Genomic DNA, 13,770 nt, shown 5'->3' with positions numbered 1-13,770 from the left:
ACAGCGGTTCCTTGGTCGACGGACAGGACGGGGCGACGGTTGCTACTTAGAACTTCAGCGTCGCACCAAGAAAGAATTCGGTGCCCAGCACGTCGTAGGTTGCTGAGAAGGTGTTGGCGCTCGGCCCTTGGGTGGTGATGGGCGGATTGTTGTTGAACACGTTGTTCGCCCCGCCGAACACCTGCACGCCTTTGGCGACATCATAATTGAACGATAGGTCGAAGTAGTTCTCGTCGCCGAGCTTGGGATAGACCAGGCTGTCGAGCGTCGGCGTCGTCGCCGAGCCTTGGCGCAGCGGCAGCGTGTAGCGGTCGGTGGTCACCGGGCCGATGTAACGATGGCGCAGCGACAGACCGAGATCACCCGTGGTCCACGTTATCCGCGACGTGCCCCGCCACTGCGGCAGCGGCTGGCCGCATGTTGTGCCAAACGAACCGGCGCACTTGTTTTCTATCTGCGGCAGCGCCGCGACTGGCACCGAGTTGAACTCGGCCAGCCAGCTATAGTTGGTGCCAAAATCGAGGCGGCTCGACTCGCCGAAGCCGGGCAGACCGAAACCGAGATTGATCGAGTAGCGCGCGGCAAAGTCTATACCCGAGGTCTTCAGTTCACCGGTATTGGCGTTGAGTACCTTCAGCACGAACGGATCGTTGATCTCGCCCGTCGCAGGATTACGGTTGATAGCGCGGCAGAACTCGCTGCTCGTGTCTTGGAGGACATTGTAGCAGAGGTTGAGCGTGTTTTGGGCACCGCCCCCCAGCGCCGAGATCGCGCCTTTCAGTCCGACGTTGAAGTAGTCGATGCTGAGATACAGGCGGGGCACAGCAGTGGGGGTGACGACGACACCTGCGGTGTAGGTGTCCGACTTCTCCGCGCCAAGATTGGGGTTGCCACCGAAATCCGCCGCAAAGATGTTATTTGGCTGTACCTGGGAGCTGAACACCTGTCCCGCCGGCACGCCGGTCGCGATGCAGAGGGCGCGAACTGCCGCGGTCTGCTGCGCTACCGCCGCGCGGTTGGAGCAGGGATCGGTGGTCACGCCGACCACGCGGCTGGTGCCGCCGTACAGCTCCGCCACGGACGGTGCACGGATGGCGCGCTGATACTGGCCGCGAAAGGCGATGTCGCGGTTCACCTTCCAGTCGGCCCCGCCCAGATAGGTCCACTGGCCGCCGACGCCCGATAGATTGTAGCTGGAGTAGCGGAACGCGCCGTTGGCGACGAGACTTTCGATGAAGGGCGTGTCGTGGATGATCGGCACGCGGATCTCCCCGAACACTTCCTTTACGGTGGTCGAGCCGCGGGTCGGGAGGCCAGGGTTGAAGCCGGCGACGTCGCCCGATGCGAGGAAGCTGTCCGGCGTGAACTGCGCGCTCGTTTTGCGCCATTCATAGCCATAGGAGAACCCGACCGGGCCGGCGGGCAGCTTGAACAGCGTGCCGGTCAGGCTGCCTTGTGCCACCTGCTGGGTCGCCAGCGTAGAGTTGGTGGCGCTGATCCGGATCGCCGAGGCGCAGGCGTCGGTTATGTTTGCGCCGAAGATGTTGCAGATCGGGGCCGCGCCGTTCACCGGCAACAAGGCCGCCTGCAGCCGGCTGCGCGAGATGGCGTTCCGGAGCAGCAACGTGTCCTCGCTGCGGGCATAGGTATAGTAGACGTCGTATTTGAGATCGGTGAGGAAGTTCTCCGATACGTCGCCCAGCGTGCCACGCACGCCCCAGGCGCCGCGGAACACGTTGCGCCGCTCGGTCGCCAGGCGCGGGCCGACCTCGACGTAGCGGCGGCCGGCGGTGATGGCGGCCAACCCGTCGCCGGGACGGTTGGTCAGTGTCGCGGTGCCAGCCGTGACGGTCGTGACGCCCGTCTCCCTGAGGTCGAGCTGGCGGAACACGTCGCGCAGCGCGAGGGTCAGATAGGGATTGTTGACGTCGAACAGCGTAGTCGTGCCGATGTTGGTCGGCGCGAGTTGGGCATCGACCACGTTGTTGCTGTAATGCAGCTCGGTATAACCGGTAATGCTGTCCGTGAAGTCGTAGTGACCAAAGCTGTTTATCATCCACCGCTCCTGCGGCTGGATGAGGTAGTTGAACGGCCCTAGGTTGAAATCGTCCTGAGGGGTCAGGGCTGGCCGTGCGGCAGTGCCGGCGTCATTGAAGGTGAAGCCTCGGCTACCCAGACCCGAGAGCCCCGCCGCAGCATAGGCGGCGTTAAGCGCCGCGTTGCCGCCGCCCGCCGCCGGGATGCCGGAGAAGCGGCCATTGGGAATGTCCCCACTGCCGCTTCTGATGAAGCCCAGCTCGCCGCCGGCCGTGACGCAGCCGTTGGTACCGGTCTGAGTGAAGGGCGTGCCCGCACCGTTGGCACTGCCGCTGCCTCGCACTACGCAACCGTCGACCAGCGAATCGTAGGCGAAGCTCCCGCGCTCACCCCGCGTGATCGCACCTCGCTTGAGGTAGTTGCCCGACACCACGAGATTGCCGCGATTGTCCGCGAAGTTTCCACCGAGCGTCAGGTCGAAATTATAGGTCGGGGTGCCGGTCGGTCGATCCATATTGAGCTGCGCACGTCCCTCCACGCCCTCGAAATCGTCGCGGATGATGAAGTTCACCACACCGGTGATCGCATCCGATCCGTACACCGCGGACGAACCGCCCGTGACGATTTCGGTCCGCTGCACGAGCGTGGAGGGAATGGTGTTGAGATCGACAACCTGCTCCGGCCCGAAGATCGCGAAGCGCCGGCCGTTGACGAGGACGAGGTTCCGCTGCGACCCAAAGCCGCGCAGATTAACGTCGGCATAGCCGCCCGGCACCGTGTTCGACGTGGCTCCACCTAGTTGGGAGCCTACCGCTTGCGGGATCTGCGCCAGAGTGCGCTCGACATTGACATTGCCTGACAGCTTGATGTCGTCCGCACCGATCACGCTGACCGGGGTCGAGGCATCGAATCCGTTGCGGGCAATGCGCGATCCGGTAACGACGATGTCCTCGCCCTCAGGAGGATTGGCGGTCTGTGCCTCCGACTCCGTCGACTCAGCAGTCTGTGCCAGCGCTGGCACAGCGCCAGGCTGTGGTGCCGTCTGTGCAGCGGCAGTCGCCGTAAGGGTTGTTCCGACGATGGCGGTAAGGATGGTGCCTGTGAGTAGGCGGCGCTTATGGATCGTGGCTTTCATGCTATCCTCCCTCTTGTTCATCGTCGCTATCGCAATGATGGCTTCTGCTTACGTTCGGCGGGATGGCCCGCTCTTGTGACTTTCGTATGATACCGTTATCACTGACGGTCAATAGAAATTGGGACGATCAGTTCCTGCTAAGGCGCAGTGCTGATCAGACCCGAATCACGTCAGTCTTCCTGATTAGCGGGGAGGCCGACACGGAGAGATGCATGGGCAAATCCACGATCGTCGCCGTGGCACGGCATTGGTTCGATCGTTACCCCAGGGTCGGGTCGGCGATACCCATCAGGTTGCTGGCGCTCGTGGTGATCGCCATGCCCGTGACCGCTGCCGTTCCGGCATCGCTGGCGACCTATACCAATCCGGTGCTGTTCGCGGACTATTCCGATCCCGACGTCATCCGCGTCGGCAGGGACTATTACCTGGTCGCCTCCAGCTTTCATTTTTCGCCCGGCATCCCGGTGCTGCATTCACGCGATCTCGTCCATTGGCGCATCCTAAGCCATGTCCTGCCGCGACTGCCGTTCGCGCCGCAATATGACATGCCAGGACCGCACACGCTGACTGACTCGACCTCAAAACCGGTAGGTGGCACGCGCTATGCCGGTGGTGTCTGGGCACCGTCCATACGGCACCATAGCGGCCGCTTCTACGTCTATTGGGCGACACCGGACGAGGGCATATTCATGGCGACCGCCGCCGCGGCGGCGGGGCCGTGGACCGCGCCGGTGAAGGTGATTGACCAACCGCTGCTGGAAGACCCGTGCCCGTTCTGGGACGACGACGGCACGGCCTGGCTGGTCCATTCGCGCCACGGCGCCGGACCGCTCATCCTGCACAGGATGAGCGCGGACGGTAGTCGGGTGCTTGATGCCGGCACTACCATCGTCGAGGACAAGATAAACCTGCCGATCTTGGAGGGGCCGAAGCTATACAAGCGGGAGGGCTGGTACTACATCCTCGCTCCCTTCGGCGGGGTGGAGAAGGGCGCTCAGGCGGCGCTACGTGCCCGCGACATCCGTGGCCCTTATCAGCAACGCGTAGTGCTGCAACAGGGCGCGACGGCCTTGCAGGGGCCGCATCAGGGCGGGTGGGTGGAGACGCCGTCGGGGCAGGGGTGGTTCCTGCATTTCAATTCCACCGGCGCGTTCGGGCGGATCACGCATCTACAACCGTTGCGTTGGGTCGACGGCTGGCCGCTGATCGGCGATCCGATCCCCAGATCGACCGCAGGTCAGCCGGTCGCTCGACATGCCGTCCCCGACACGGGCACGGGCTCGCGCTATCACATCCAGGCATCCGATGATTTCACGGCACGGACGCTGGGGCCGCAATGGGAATGGAATCACAATCCCGATGACCGGGCATGGAGCCTATCCGTTAGGCCCGGCCACCTCCGTCTCATTGCCGGGCGGGCCGAGCATCTCGTCACCGCACGTAACACTCTGACCCAGATACTGCAGGGCCCGTCGAGCCGGATCACCGCACGCCTCGATCCCCTCGCCATGGCGGACGGGCAACGCGCTGGCCTTTCGCTGTTCGGCGTCCGCCCGAGCTGGGTTGGGCTGGTCCGCACCGGTGGCGTTACTCGCGTCACGCTGGCCGTCGAGGGGGCAGAGAAGGTTGGCCCGGTGTTCACCGGCGACCAGATCGACCTGCGGGCGGTCGTGACCCCTGATCAGCGCGTGGCCTATAGCTATAGCACCGACGGCCGGACCTTCGCGCCGATCGGGAGCGCCGTTGCGCTAGCGCGTTTCTCATGGTGGAAAGGGTCGCGGCCGGCGCTGTTCACCTTCACCCGCGGGATGCCGGGGGGATCGGTAGATATCGACCGCGTCACCGTCGACACCCCGCCACCCACCGGAAGCAGCCGATGAACCGCCGCCATTTCCTTGCCGGATCGACAGCGACCGCCGCGGTCGTCGCGCTGCCCCACGCCGTATCCGCCGCGGCCCCGGCGGGACCGGCACCCACCTTCGCCACCGCCAATTCGCGTTGGCAGGTGGCCTACGACAAGGCGCTGGCGGTTCTCGCCACCAATGTCCGTGTCATGCCCTATGTCGATGCGCCGGTACTAATCGAAGGGGCGACCTATCAAGGTATTTGGCAGGAATGCGGACCTCACGAGGCGCTCGTCTATCGGCATTGGCGGCCCGATGTCGCGCGGAACAGCCATACTACCTTCTTTGACCTGCAACGTGCGAACGGCCAAATGCCCGCGAATAACAAGATCATTGAAACTGGCTTCGGCCAAATTCAGATGGTCGTGCCGATCGCCGCAACGGCGTGGGAATTGGCGCGCGCGACGGGAGACGACGCGCTGTTGGCTCAGGCCTATCGGGCCTGTTCGGCATGGGACGATTGGCTGGTCCGTTTCCGGAACACGCGCGGTACCGGCTTGATCGAGGGGTTTTGCACGTACGATACCGGCCACGACAACAGCCCGCGCTGGGCCGGGCTGCCCAACCAATGCCCGAACAAGAACGCTGCCGTGCATCATCCGCTGCCGGCGCTGCCGCGGCTGTGCCCCGACCTGTCTGCGACGGTGTTCGGCGGCCGCCGGGCGCTCGCCGCGATGGCGCGTGCGCTGGGCAAGGCGACCGAGGCCGATCGGTGGGAGGAGCGTGCCGACGTGATCCGTCACCTGATCCTCACCCGCCTCTATGATGCCGGCGACGCTGCGTTCTACGACCGCGATCCACAGGAAGCGTTCGTGCGCGTGCGCAGCGACGTGATCAGCCGGGTCTGTGGCGAACACGTCGTCGACCAAGCTATGTTTGATACGATCTGGCAACGCCAGCTCGGCAATCCGAAGGCGTTCTGGGCGACAGTGCCGCTGACCTCGATTGCACTCGACGATCCGGGGTTCGTGCGGCCGATCCCCGCCAACAGCTGGGGCGGCGCGTCGCAGGCGCTGACGGCGCTGCGGGCGGGACGGTGGTTTGATCATTACCGTCGATCTGCTGACTTCACGACGATGATGAACGCGTGGTGCGACGCGATCCAAGCCGATCCGTCGATGCGCCAGCAGCTCGATCCCCTGACCGGGCGGTTCACGCAGGCGGACCAGGCCGGCTATTCGCCCGCCGCGCTGGTGATGGTGGATTATACTTGGCGACTGGTCGGAGTGCGGCAGGAGGGGGCGACGATCCACTGGAACGTTCGTCCGCACCATGCCGCCGCGCGCGGCACACGGCTTGCCCGGACTATGGACAACGGCTGGCTGGCTACGATCGATTATGATGGCGAGGGCGCTACGCTGACGTTGGCAGGAAAGACCGTCGCACGGGTCAACGGCGGTGCGGTACGCCTCGTCACTGCTGCGGACGGGCAACTACTGTCGCTGCGCGGGATCGAAACGACACGCCAACGACCGACGCTGCGACTGCCGGGGCGTCCGCCCCGCCGGCTCGACATCGTCGCCAATCGTGATCTGCCGCCTGAGCCCGCCTGACAAAACTAAGCAGGGTACTCACTGATAAGTTTACATGAATGAACGTCTGATTTTGGAGAAGGGCCACGGCAAATGGCCGGCAGTGGGTCGTGCCACTGACGCCGAACTAATCAAGTTAAAAGGGGCGATGCGTTGACGGATATCACATCACGAGATAGATTATAGCGCTACCACATGTGGGCGGTAGTCGGATCGTATGCCGCATCGCATGGGAGAAAAATCATGAATCAGCGGGCTAAGCCTGTTCGCCTAGTGCTGGCCTGTCTACTAGTGACTGCAGCGACTGGCACTCTCGTGGCGCAGACCAGCCCCAATCGGCCCGCTCCGGCCAAATTTGCCCCGTACAAGGACGCCTCGCAGCCAGTCGCGATCCGGGTCGAGGACCTGCTGCACCGCATGACGCTGGAGGAAAAGGTCGCCCAGATGATCGGCGTCTGGGAAAAGAAGGGCAGCATCCAGGATGCGAGTGGCAATTTTTCCGGGTCGAAGGCATCGCGCGTTTTTCCCAATGGTCTTGGCCAGATCACCCGTCCCTCGGACAAGCGTGGCGTCACCACCAGCAACAACGCCGCCGGCGCCGTTGCCGACGCGGTCAACCGCACTGCGCGGGAAACCGCCGACTATGTCAATGCCGCACAGCGCTGGGCAGTTGAACAGACTAGGCTTGGCATCCCGATGATTATGCATGAGGAGGCATTGCATGGCTATGTCGCACGTGGCGCCACCAGCTTCCCACAGTCAATCGCGCTAGCATCATCGTGGGACCCTGCATTGGTTGAACGCGTGTTTAGCGTCGCTGCCCGCGAAATGCGCGCCCGTGGCGCCAATCTGGCGCTCGCCCCCGTAGTGGACGTCGCCCGCGACCCACGCTGGGGCCGGATCGAGGAAACCTATGGCGAGGATCCAGTGCTGGTCAGTGAAATGGGTCTGGCCGCGATCCGCGGGTTCCAAGGCGCCACCCTACCACTCAAGCGCGACAAAGTGATGGTCACGCTGAAGCACATGACCGGCCATGGCCAACCAGAGAACGGCACCAATGTTGGCCCGGCTAACATATCCGAACGGACACTGCGCGAAATCTTCTTCCCGCCGTTCGAACGCACGGTGAAGGAACTGCCGGTGCAGGCGGTGATGGCGTCGTACAATGAGATTGACGGCATCCCTAGCCACGCTAACAAGTGGTTGCTCGATGACGTGCTGCGCCGCGAATGGGGCTATCAGGGCTCAGTGGTCAGCGACTATTTCGCGATCAAGGAACTGAATACCCGCCACAAGCTGTATGGCACTGACATGGCCGCCGCCGGCCGCCGCGCGCTCGATGCCGGGGTCGACATGGAGCTTCCCGATGCTGAGGGCTGGACGACGCTGGCACAGATGGTCAGGTCCGGACAGGTGCCGCAGGAACAGGTCGACAAGGCGGTACGCCGCATCCTGACCATGAAATTCCGGATGGGGCTATTCGAAAACCCGTATGCCGATGCCCGCACCGCCGACGCCAAGACCGCTACGCCCGATGCGATCGCGCTGGCCCGCGAAGCCGCTGTCCGTTCGGTGGTACTGCTCAAGAACCAAAATAACCTTCTCCCGCTCGACGCGGCTAGGGTCGGTCGGATGTTGGTCGTCGGTACCCATGCCCGCGACACCCCGATCGGTGGATATTCGGACGTGCCAAAGCATGTTGTGAGTGTCTTGGAAGGAATGCAGCAGGCCGCGCGGGGCCGTTTCCTGGTCGATTATGCAGAGGGCGTCCGCCTGACCCGCAATCGCCAATGGGCCGCTGACAAGGTCGAACTGGTCGCGCCGACCGAAAACGCGCCGCTGATCGAGGAAGCGGTCGCCAAGGCGGCGCAGGCTGACACGATTCTGCTGGTGCTGGGCCAGAATGAACAGCTTAGCCGCGAGGCTTGGGCCGACCAGCATCTCGGCGACCGGCAGAAGCTCGACCTGATCGGTGACCAAAATGAATTGGCCCGCCGCCTGTTTGCGATCGGCAAGCCGGTGGTGGTAGTATTGCTCAACGGCAGTCCGCTTGCCGCTACCTATCTGGATGCAAACGCCCCCGCAATTATCGAGGGCTGGTATCTGGGCCAGGAAACCGGCAACGCTGTCGCCGACATCGTGCTCGGCCGAGCCAACCCCGGCGGCAAGCTGCCCGTGTCGGTTCCGCGTAGCGAAGGCCAGTTGCCGATTTTTTACAACCACAAGCCGACAGCGCGGCGCGGCTATTTGTTTGACACCACCGCCCCGCTCTATCCATTCGGCTACGGCCTGTCCTACACTAGCTTCGATGTTGGCGCTCCGCGGCTGGCCCGGTCGACGATTGGCCGCAACGAGACGGTGCGCGTGGCGGTCGACGTCGCTAACACTGGTCAACGTGCCGGTGACGAGGTCGTCCAGCTTTATGTTCACGACGATGAAGCGACAGTCACCCGGCCAGTGCTCGAACTCAAGCACTTCCAGCGTGTAACGTTGCAACCAGGTGAAAAGCGGACGGTCACATTCGACCTGAAGACTGCCGACTTCTCTTTATGGAACGTCGCGATGCAGCGGGTCGTCGAACCGGGCACGTTCACGATCAGCGCAGGCAACAGTTCAGCCGCGCTAAATACGACGACGCTGACGGTTCACTGATCCATATCGTTCTCCTCGCGCCAACTAGGATTCGAGATTTTGGAGCGTATCGATCCTGGCCCTGGCCCCCTCTGCGTAAGGAGCCACCGTCATAACGTGGAGATGAACAGGCGTCTGGAGTTGGGCAGCGGAGAAGGGGGCGTGAACGTCTGATTGTGGGTCGTTTCGCCAGCGACCGAGCTGTCCGCCAGTTCGCAGGCTCAGAGATCGTTAGTCCACACAGCGACGACGTGGTAATGAGGTTCATCGTCGCTTCCGCCCTGGGCACCGCGACGGCTGAGAGACCGCTAGCGCTCCCGCTTTGATTTGGGAGACGGTCATGCCGATTATCCGCAGCAATCATTTGGCGCGCGCACGCAACGAGCGGCAGATGGCCGATCAGTCGGCCAGCAACGTCGAACGCATCATTCATAACAAACTGGCCGACCTACATTCGGCGGCCGGCCAAGCGCGCCCCGCTGAACCGCTGGTCGACGGCGAGGTCGTTTGAGCATGGATGCGCTGCTGCAACGCCCGCCCTTCGCCGATCCTCATGTAGACATCCGCGTGGCAAAGGCGTCGCCCCTGTCGCCGGATTTGCTGCAGCGGATGCACGGCTATTGGCGGGCGGCGAACTACCTCTCAGTCGGCCAAATATATCTGCGCGCCAACCCGCTACTGGAACGCCCGCTGACGATGGCCGACATCAAGCCCCGGCTGCTCGGCCATTGGGGCACCACGCCGGGGCTGAACCTAATCTACGTCCATCTTAACCGGCTCATCGTCGAGCACGACCTCGACATGATCGCGATCATCGGCCCCGGCCATGGCGGCCCCGGTATCGTCGCGAATACCTATCTCGAAGGGTCGTACACCGAGCGCTACCCCGCCATCGAACGTAGCCGTGGCGGCATGGAGCGGCTGTTCCGCCAGTTCTCCTGGCCTGGCGGCATCCCGAGTCATGTCGCGCCGGAGACGCCGGGTTCGATCCATGAAGGTGGCGAGCTTGGCTATTCGCTTGCCCACGCTTACGGTGCCGCGTTCGATAATCCGGACCTGATCGTCGGCTGCGTGATCGGCGACGGCGAGGCGGAGACGGGGGCGCTGGCAGCGAGCTGGCACAGCAACAAGTTCCTCAATCCCGCGCGCGACGGCGCGGTGCTGCCGATCCTGCACCTCAACGGCTTCAAGATTGCCAACCCGACCGTGCTCGCCCGGATCGGCGACGAGGAGCTTGCCAGCCTGCTGCGCGGATACGGTCACGAGCCGTTCTTCGTCGAAGGTGATGACCCGATGCTCGTCCACCAGCAGCTGGCGGGGGCGCTCGACACGGTGCTCGACCATATCCGCACGATCCAGCGCGAGGCCCGGTCGGCCACGCCAAGCGGGTTGCGGCCTCGCTGGCCGATGATCGTGCTGCGCACGCCCAAGGGGTGGACCGGGCCGAAGATCGTTGACGGCAAGCCGGTCGAGGGCACCTGGCGCGCGCATCAGGTGCCGATCGCCGACTTCGCCGATCCTGAGCACCTCGTGCAACTGGAAGATTGGCTGAGGAGCTACAAAGCGGAGGAGCTGTTCGACGCCGCCGGCAAGTTCCGCGAAGATTTCGCCTCGCTGGCACCGACCGGGCACAGCCGGATGGGCTCCAACCCCCATGCCAATGGCGGCGAGCTGATGCGGGCGCTCGCGCTGCCTGATTTTCGGTCGCACGCGGTTGCGCTCGCTGCGCCGGGTGCCGTTAGAGCGGCCGCCACGGCGACGCTCGGCAGCTACCTGAAGGAGGCGATGGCCCTTAACCTGGGTGCGTCGAACATGCGGCTATTCGGCCCCGACGAGACCGCCTCGAACCGCCTGCAGGCGGTGTACAACGTGACCGGCAAGACGTGGATGGCGGAAGTCGGACCGAATGACACCGACCTTGCCCAGGACGGCCGCGTCATGGAGGTGCTGAGCGAGCATCTCTGCCAGGGCTGGTTGGAAGGCTATCTCCTCACCGGCCGCCACGGCCTGTTCTCATGCTACGAGGCGTTCGTCCACATCGTCGATTCGATGGTGAACCAACATGCGAAGTGGCTGAAGACCACGCGCGCGATCCCGTGGCGCAAGCCGATCGCGTCACTTAACTACCTGCTGACGTCGCACGTCTGGCGGCAGGATCACAACGGTTCGTCGCACCAGGATCCGGGATTCCTTGACCATGTGGCAAACAGGACGGCGGAGGTTGCCCGCATCTATCTCCCGCCCGATGCCAACTGTCTGTTGTCGGTTGCCGATCACTGCCTGCGCAGCCGCAACTATGTGAACGTGATCGTCGCCGGCAAGCAGCCCGAATGGCAGTGGCTGACGATCGACGAAGCGGTGCGCCACTGCACGATCGGTGCCGGCATCTGGGATTGGGCGAGCGACGCCGGCGAGCCCGACGTGGTGCTGGCCTGCGCGGGCGATGTGCCGACGCTCGAGACGCTCGCGGCGGCGACCCTATTGCGGGAGTATGTGCCTGACATCCGGGTCCGGGTGGTCAACGTCGTCGATCTCATGGTGCTGCAACCTCAGTCGGAACACCCGCACGGGCTGGACGATCGCGCGTTCGACGCAATGTTCACCACCGACCGGCCGGTTATCTTCGCCTTCCACGGCTATCCCTCGCTGGTGCATCGGTTGGCCTACGCCCGCCACGGCCACCACAACTTTCACGTCCGCGGCTACAAGGGCGAGGGGACGACGACGACGCCGTTCGACATGGTCGTCATGAACGACCTGGATCGATACCGGCTCGCACTCGACGCGATCGAGCGCGTGCCGCGGCTGAAGAATCGCGTGCCCGCAGAGACCGCCCGCTACTGGGCGATGATGGAGCGTCACAAACTCTACGTGGCCGAAGAGGGAGACGATTTGCCTGAGGTCCGGGACTGGCGATGGAAACGTTGATTCTGGCGATCAACGGCGGGTCGTCGTCACTGAAATACGGTGCGTTCGTCGTTGGGGAGTGCCGGGCGGAAACAGTGGTGTCCGGCGCGGTCGAAAGTAGACCCAATCACACCGCCGGCTTCGACGAGATCGCAGCGAAGCTGGGCGGAGCGCGTCCCAATGCGATCGGCCACCGCATCGTGCACGGCGGGCCAACGCTGTTCCGGCCGACCCTGATCGACGACCGTGTTCTCTCCAACCTCAGGGCGGCATGCGCGTTTGCGCCCCTGCATGGGCCGGTCGCGCTGGACCTGATCGCGGCGGCGCGGCGCCGCTACCCAGGCACGCTGCAGATCGCCTGTTTCGACACGGGCTTCCACGAACACCTGCCGGCGATCGCCGCCGTCCTGCCCGTTCCCAGGGCGCTTCAGGCCGCAGGGGTCAGGCGTTACGGCTTTCACGGCCTGTCCTGCCAGTCGATCGTGCGCCAGTTCGGCGCCGACCTGCCCAAGCGGCTGGTGATCGCTCATCTCGGCAGCGGGGCAAGCGTGACGGCGGTTCTGGACGGCGCATCGGTCGACACCTCGATGGGGCTGACGCCCTCGGGGGGCGTCGTGATGGCCACCCGCAGCGGCGACCTTGATCCGGGCCTGCTGCTGTTCCTGCTGCGCGAGCACGGGATGACGGCTGGCCGGCTGGAGGAATTGCTCGATCGCGAGTCTGGCCTCCTAGGCATCTCGGACCGGAGCGGCGATCTGCAGATACTTCGACGGTTGGCACCCGCACTTCCCGACGCCCGGCTCGCCATCGACATCTTCTGCCGATCGGTCGCCAAGCAGATCGCGGCGATGATCGCCAGCTTGGGCGGCCTCGATCTACTCGTCTTCAGCGGTGGCATCGGCGAGCATGATGCCGAGACGCGGAACGCGATATGCGCCGATCTTGCCTGGGCCGGGGTCGCGCAGGGCGCGGATGCGGGAAACGTCAGAGCCTGCTCGCCCAACGAGGAAGAGCAGATCGCGTGGAATGCGTCGGCGCTTATGCGGGCGGGCGTGGCGCATGATACGGCGGCGTGGCATCACCTGCCGGTCTCAGCGCGCCGATTACCGAATGGCTGAAGTTGGGAAGGCGGTAAATCGGGTAGACCGGCCGCTTCTGGGTCCAACCAGTCGCGCGTGCTTTCAACGCAGTCGCCGGCGATCAAGGAGCGTCGCCACCGGGACGATAGACCCGCTCGACGTGACCAGCGAGTTCGTCGGGATAAAAGTAGACAGGCCGAAGGCGACCAGTGGCGTAGCGGTCGATCTGGTCAGCAAAGTGCAATGAGGCCTGATTACCACTCTGCCCGCCCGCCATTACGGCCATCGCCCTCACGCGCGGGCCGAACTCGACCACCGCGACGAAGCTGTTGCCGCTGGTGCCATAATAGCGCTTCGTTCCCGGCCACGTCTTCGCGCCGAAAGAGGCGAGGCTACCCCACTGCGCCGAGGTGAAGGACACCGGCGTCGACGGCTTCGCGTCGTCGAAGTGCGGTCGGATGGCACCGTCGAGCCGCTGGAAGCGGTTGATCGCGTTCCATGGCGTATTCCAGCTGCCGAAATCGCGCGTCAGTTGCCCGACCGCC

The 13,770-nt window shown here is 64.1% G+C and carries 8 protein-coding genes; 6 read left to right on the top strand and 2 right to left on the bottom strand.

Going from position 1 to position 13,770, the window contains the following annotated elements; genetic code table 11:
* Positions 1 to 46: 46 nt before the first annotated feature.
* Complete coding sequence (locus ABD719_RS18155; protein WP_344694773.1) at positions 47 to 3,172, bottom strand: TonB-dependent receptor domain-containing protein; 3,126 nt, start codon at positions 3,170 to 3,172, stop codon at positions 47 to 49.
* Positions 3,173 to 3,384: 212 nt separating this feature from the next.
* Here ABD719_RS18155 and ABD719_RS18150 point away from each other — a divergent pair, with 212 nt between their 5' ends.
* The 6 genes from ABD719_RS18150 (at position 3,385) to ABD719_RS18125 (ending at position 13,264) form a co-directional block, all read left to right on the top strand.
* Positions 3,385 to 5,052, top strand: a complete 1,668-nt coding sequence (locus ABD719_RS18150; RefSeq protein ID WP_344694772.1) for a glycoside hydrolase family 43 protein — start codon at positions 3,385 to 3,387, stop codon at positions 5,050 to 5,052.
* The gene (locus ABD719_RS18145; RefSeq protein WP_344694771.1) at positions 5,049 to 6,629 is read left to right on the top strand and encodes an MGH1-like glycoside hydrolase domain-containing protein; all 1,581 of its coding nucleotides are present in this window, start codon (positions 5,049 to 5,051) and stop codon (positions 6,627 to 6,629) included. Before ABD719_RS18150 ends, ABD719_RS18145 begins: the two co-directional genes overlap by 4 nt.
* A 222-nt stretch (positions 6,630 to 6,851) precedes the next feature.
* On the top strand, positions 6,852 to 9,260 hold the full coding sequence (locus ABD719_RS18140; protein ID WP_425567217.1) for a glycoside hydrolase family 3 N-terminal domain-containing protein: 2,409 nt from the start codon (positions 6,852 to 6,854) through the stop codon (positions 9,258 to 9,260).
* A 319-nt stretch (positions 9,261 to 9,579) separates the two neighbouring features.
* Entirely contained in the window at positions 9,580 to 9,750 is a 171-nt protein-coding gene (locus ABD719_RS18135) for a hypothetical protein (protein ID WP_344694769.1), read from the top strand.
* A 2-nt stretch (positions 9,751 to 9,752) separates the two neighbouring features.
* On the top strand, positions 9,753 to 12,167 hold the full coding sequence (locus ABD719_RS18130) for a phosphoketolase family protein (protein ID WP_344694768.1): 2,415 nt from the start codon (positions 9,753 to 9,755) through the stop codon (positions 12,165 to 12,167).
* Complete coding sequence (locus tag ABD719_RS18125; RefSeq protein WP_344694767.1) at positions 12,155 to 13,264, top strand: acetate/propionate family kinase; 1,110 nt, start codon at positions 12,155 to 12,157, stop codon at positions 13,262 to 13,264. Before ABD719_RS18130 ends, ABD719_RS18125 begins: the two co-directional genes overlap by 13 nt.
* 82 nt (positions 13,265 to 13,346) lie before the next feature.
* Here ABD719_RS18125 and ABD719_RS18120 read toward each other — a convergent pair.
* On the bottom strand, positions 13,347 to 13,770 hold a 424-nt coding region (locus ABD719_RS18120; RefSeq protein WP_344694766.1), incomplete at its 5' end, for a penicillin acylase family protein.

Origin of the sequence: Sphingomonas cynarae, assembly GCF_039537815.1 — a bacterium.
Taxonomy (GTDB): domain Bacteria; phylum Pseudomonadota; class Alphaproteobacteria; order Sphingomonadales; family Sphingomonadaceae; genus Sphingomonas; species Sphingomonas cynarae.
Note: the sequence above shows the minus strand (reverse complement) of the source record. Positions and strands in the feature narration are given on the sequence as shown.

Excerpts from the sequence above, each read along its gene's own strand:
- ABD719_RS18155 (WP_344694773.1), bottom strand. The coding sequence starts at position 3,172 with ATGAAAGCCACGATCCATAAGCGCCGCCTACTCACAGGCACCATCCTT.
- ABD719_RS18150 (WP_344694772.1), top strand. The coding sequence starts at position 3,385 with ATGGGCAAATCCACGATCGTCGCCGTGGCACGGCATTGGTTCGATCGT.
- ABD719_RS18145 (WP_344694771.1), top strand. The coding sequence starts at position 5,049 with ATGAACCGCCGCCATTTCCTTGCCGGATCGACAGCGACCGCCGCGGTC.
- ABD719_RS18140 (WP_425567217.1), top strand. The coding sequence starts at position 6,852 with ATGAATCAGCGGGCTAAGCCTGTTCGCCTAGTGCTGGCCTGTCTACTA.
- ABD719_RS18135 (WP_344694769.1), top strand. The coding sequence starts at position 9,580 with ATGCCGATTATCCGCAGCAATCATTTGGCGCGCGCACGCAACGAGCGG.
- ABD719_RS18130 (WP_344694768.1), top strand. The coding sequence starts at position 9,753 with ATGGATGCGCTGCTGCAACGCCCGCCCTTCGCCGATCCTCATGTAGAC.
- ABD719_RS18125 (WP_344694767.1), top strand. The coding sequence starts at position 12,155 with ATGGAAACGTTGATTCTGGCGATCAACGGCGGGTCGTCGTCACTGAAA.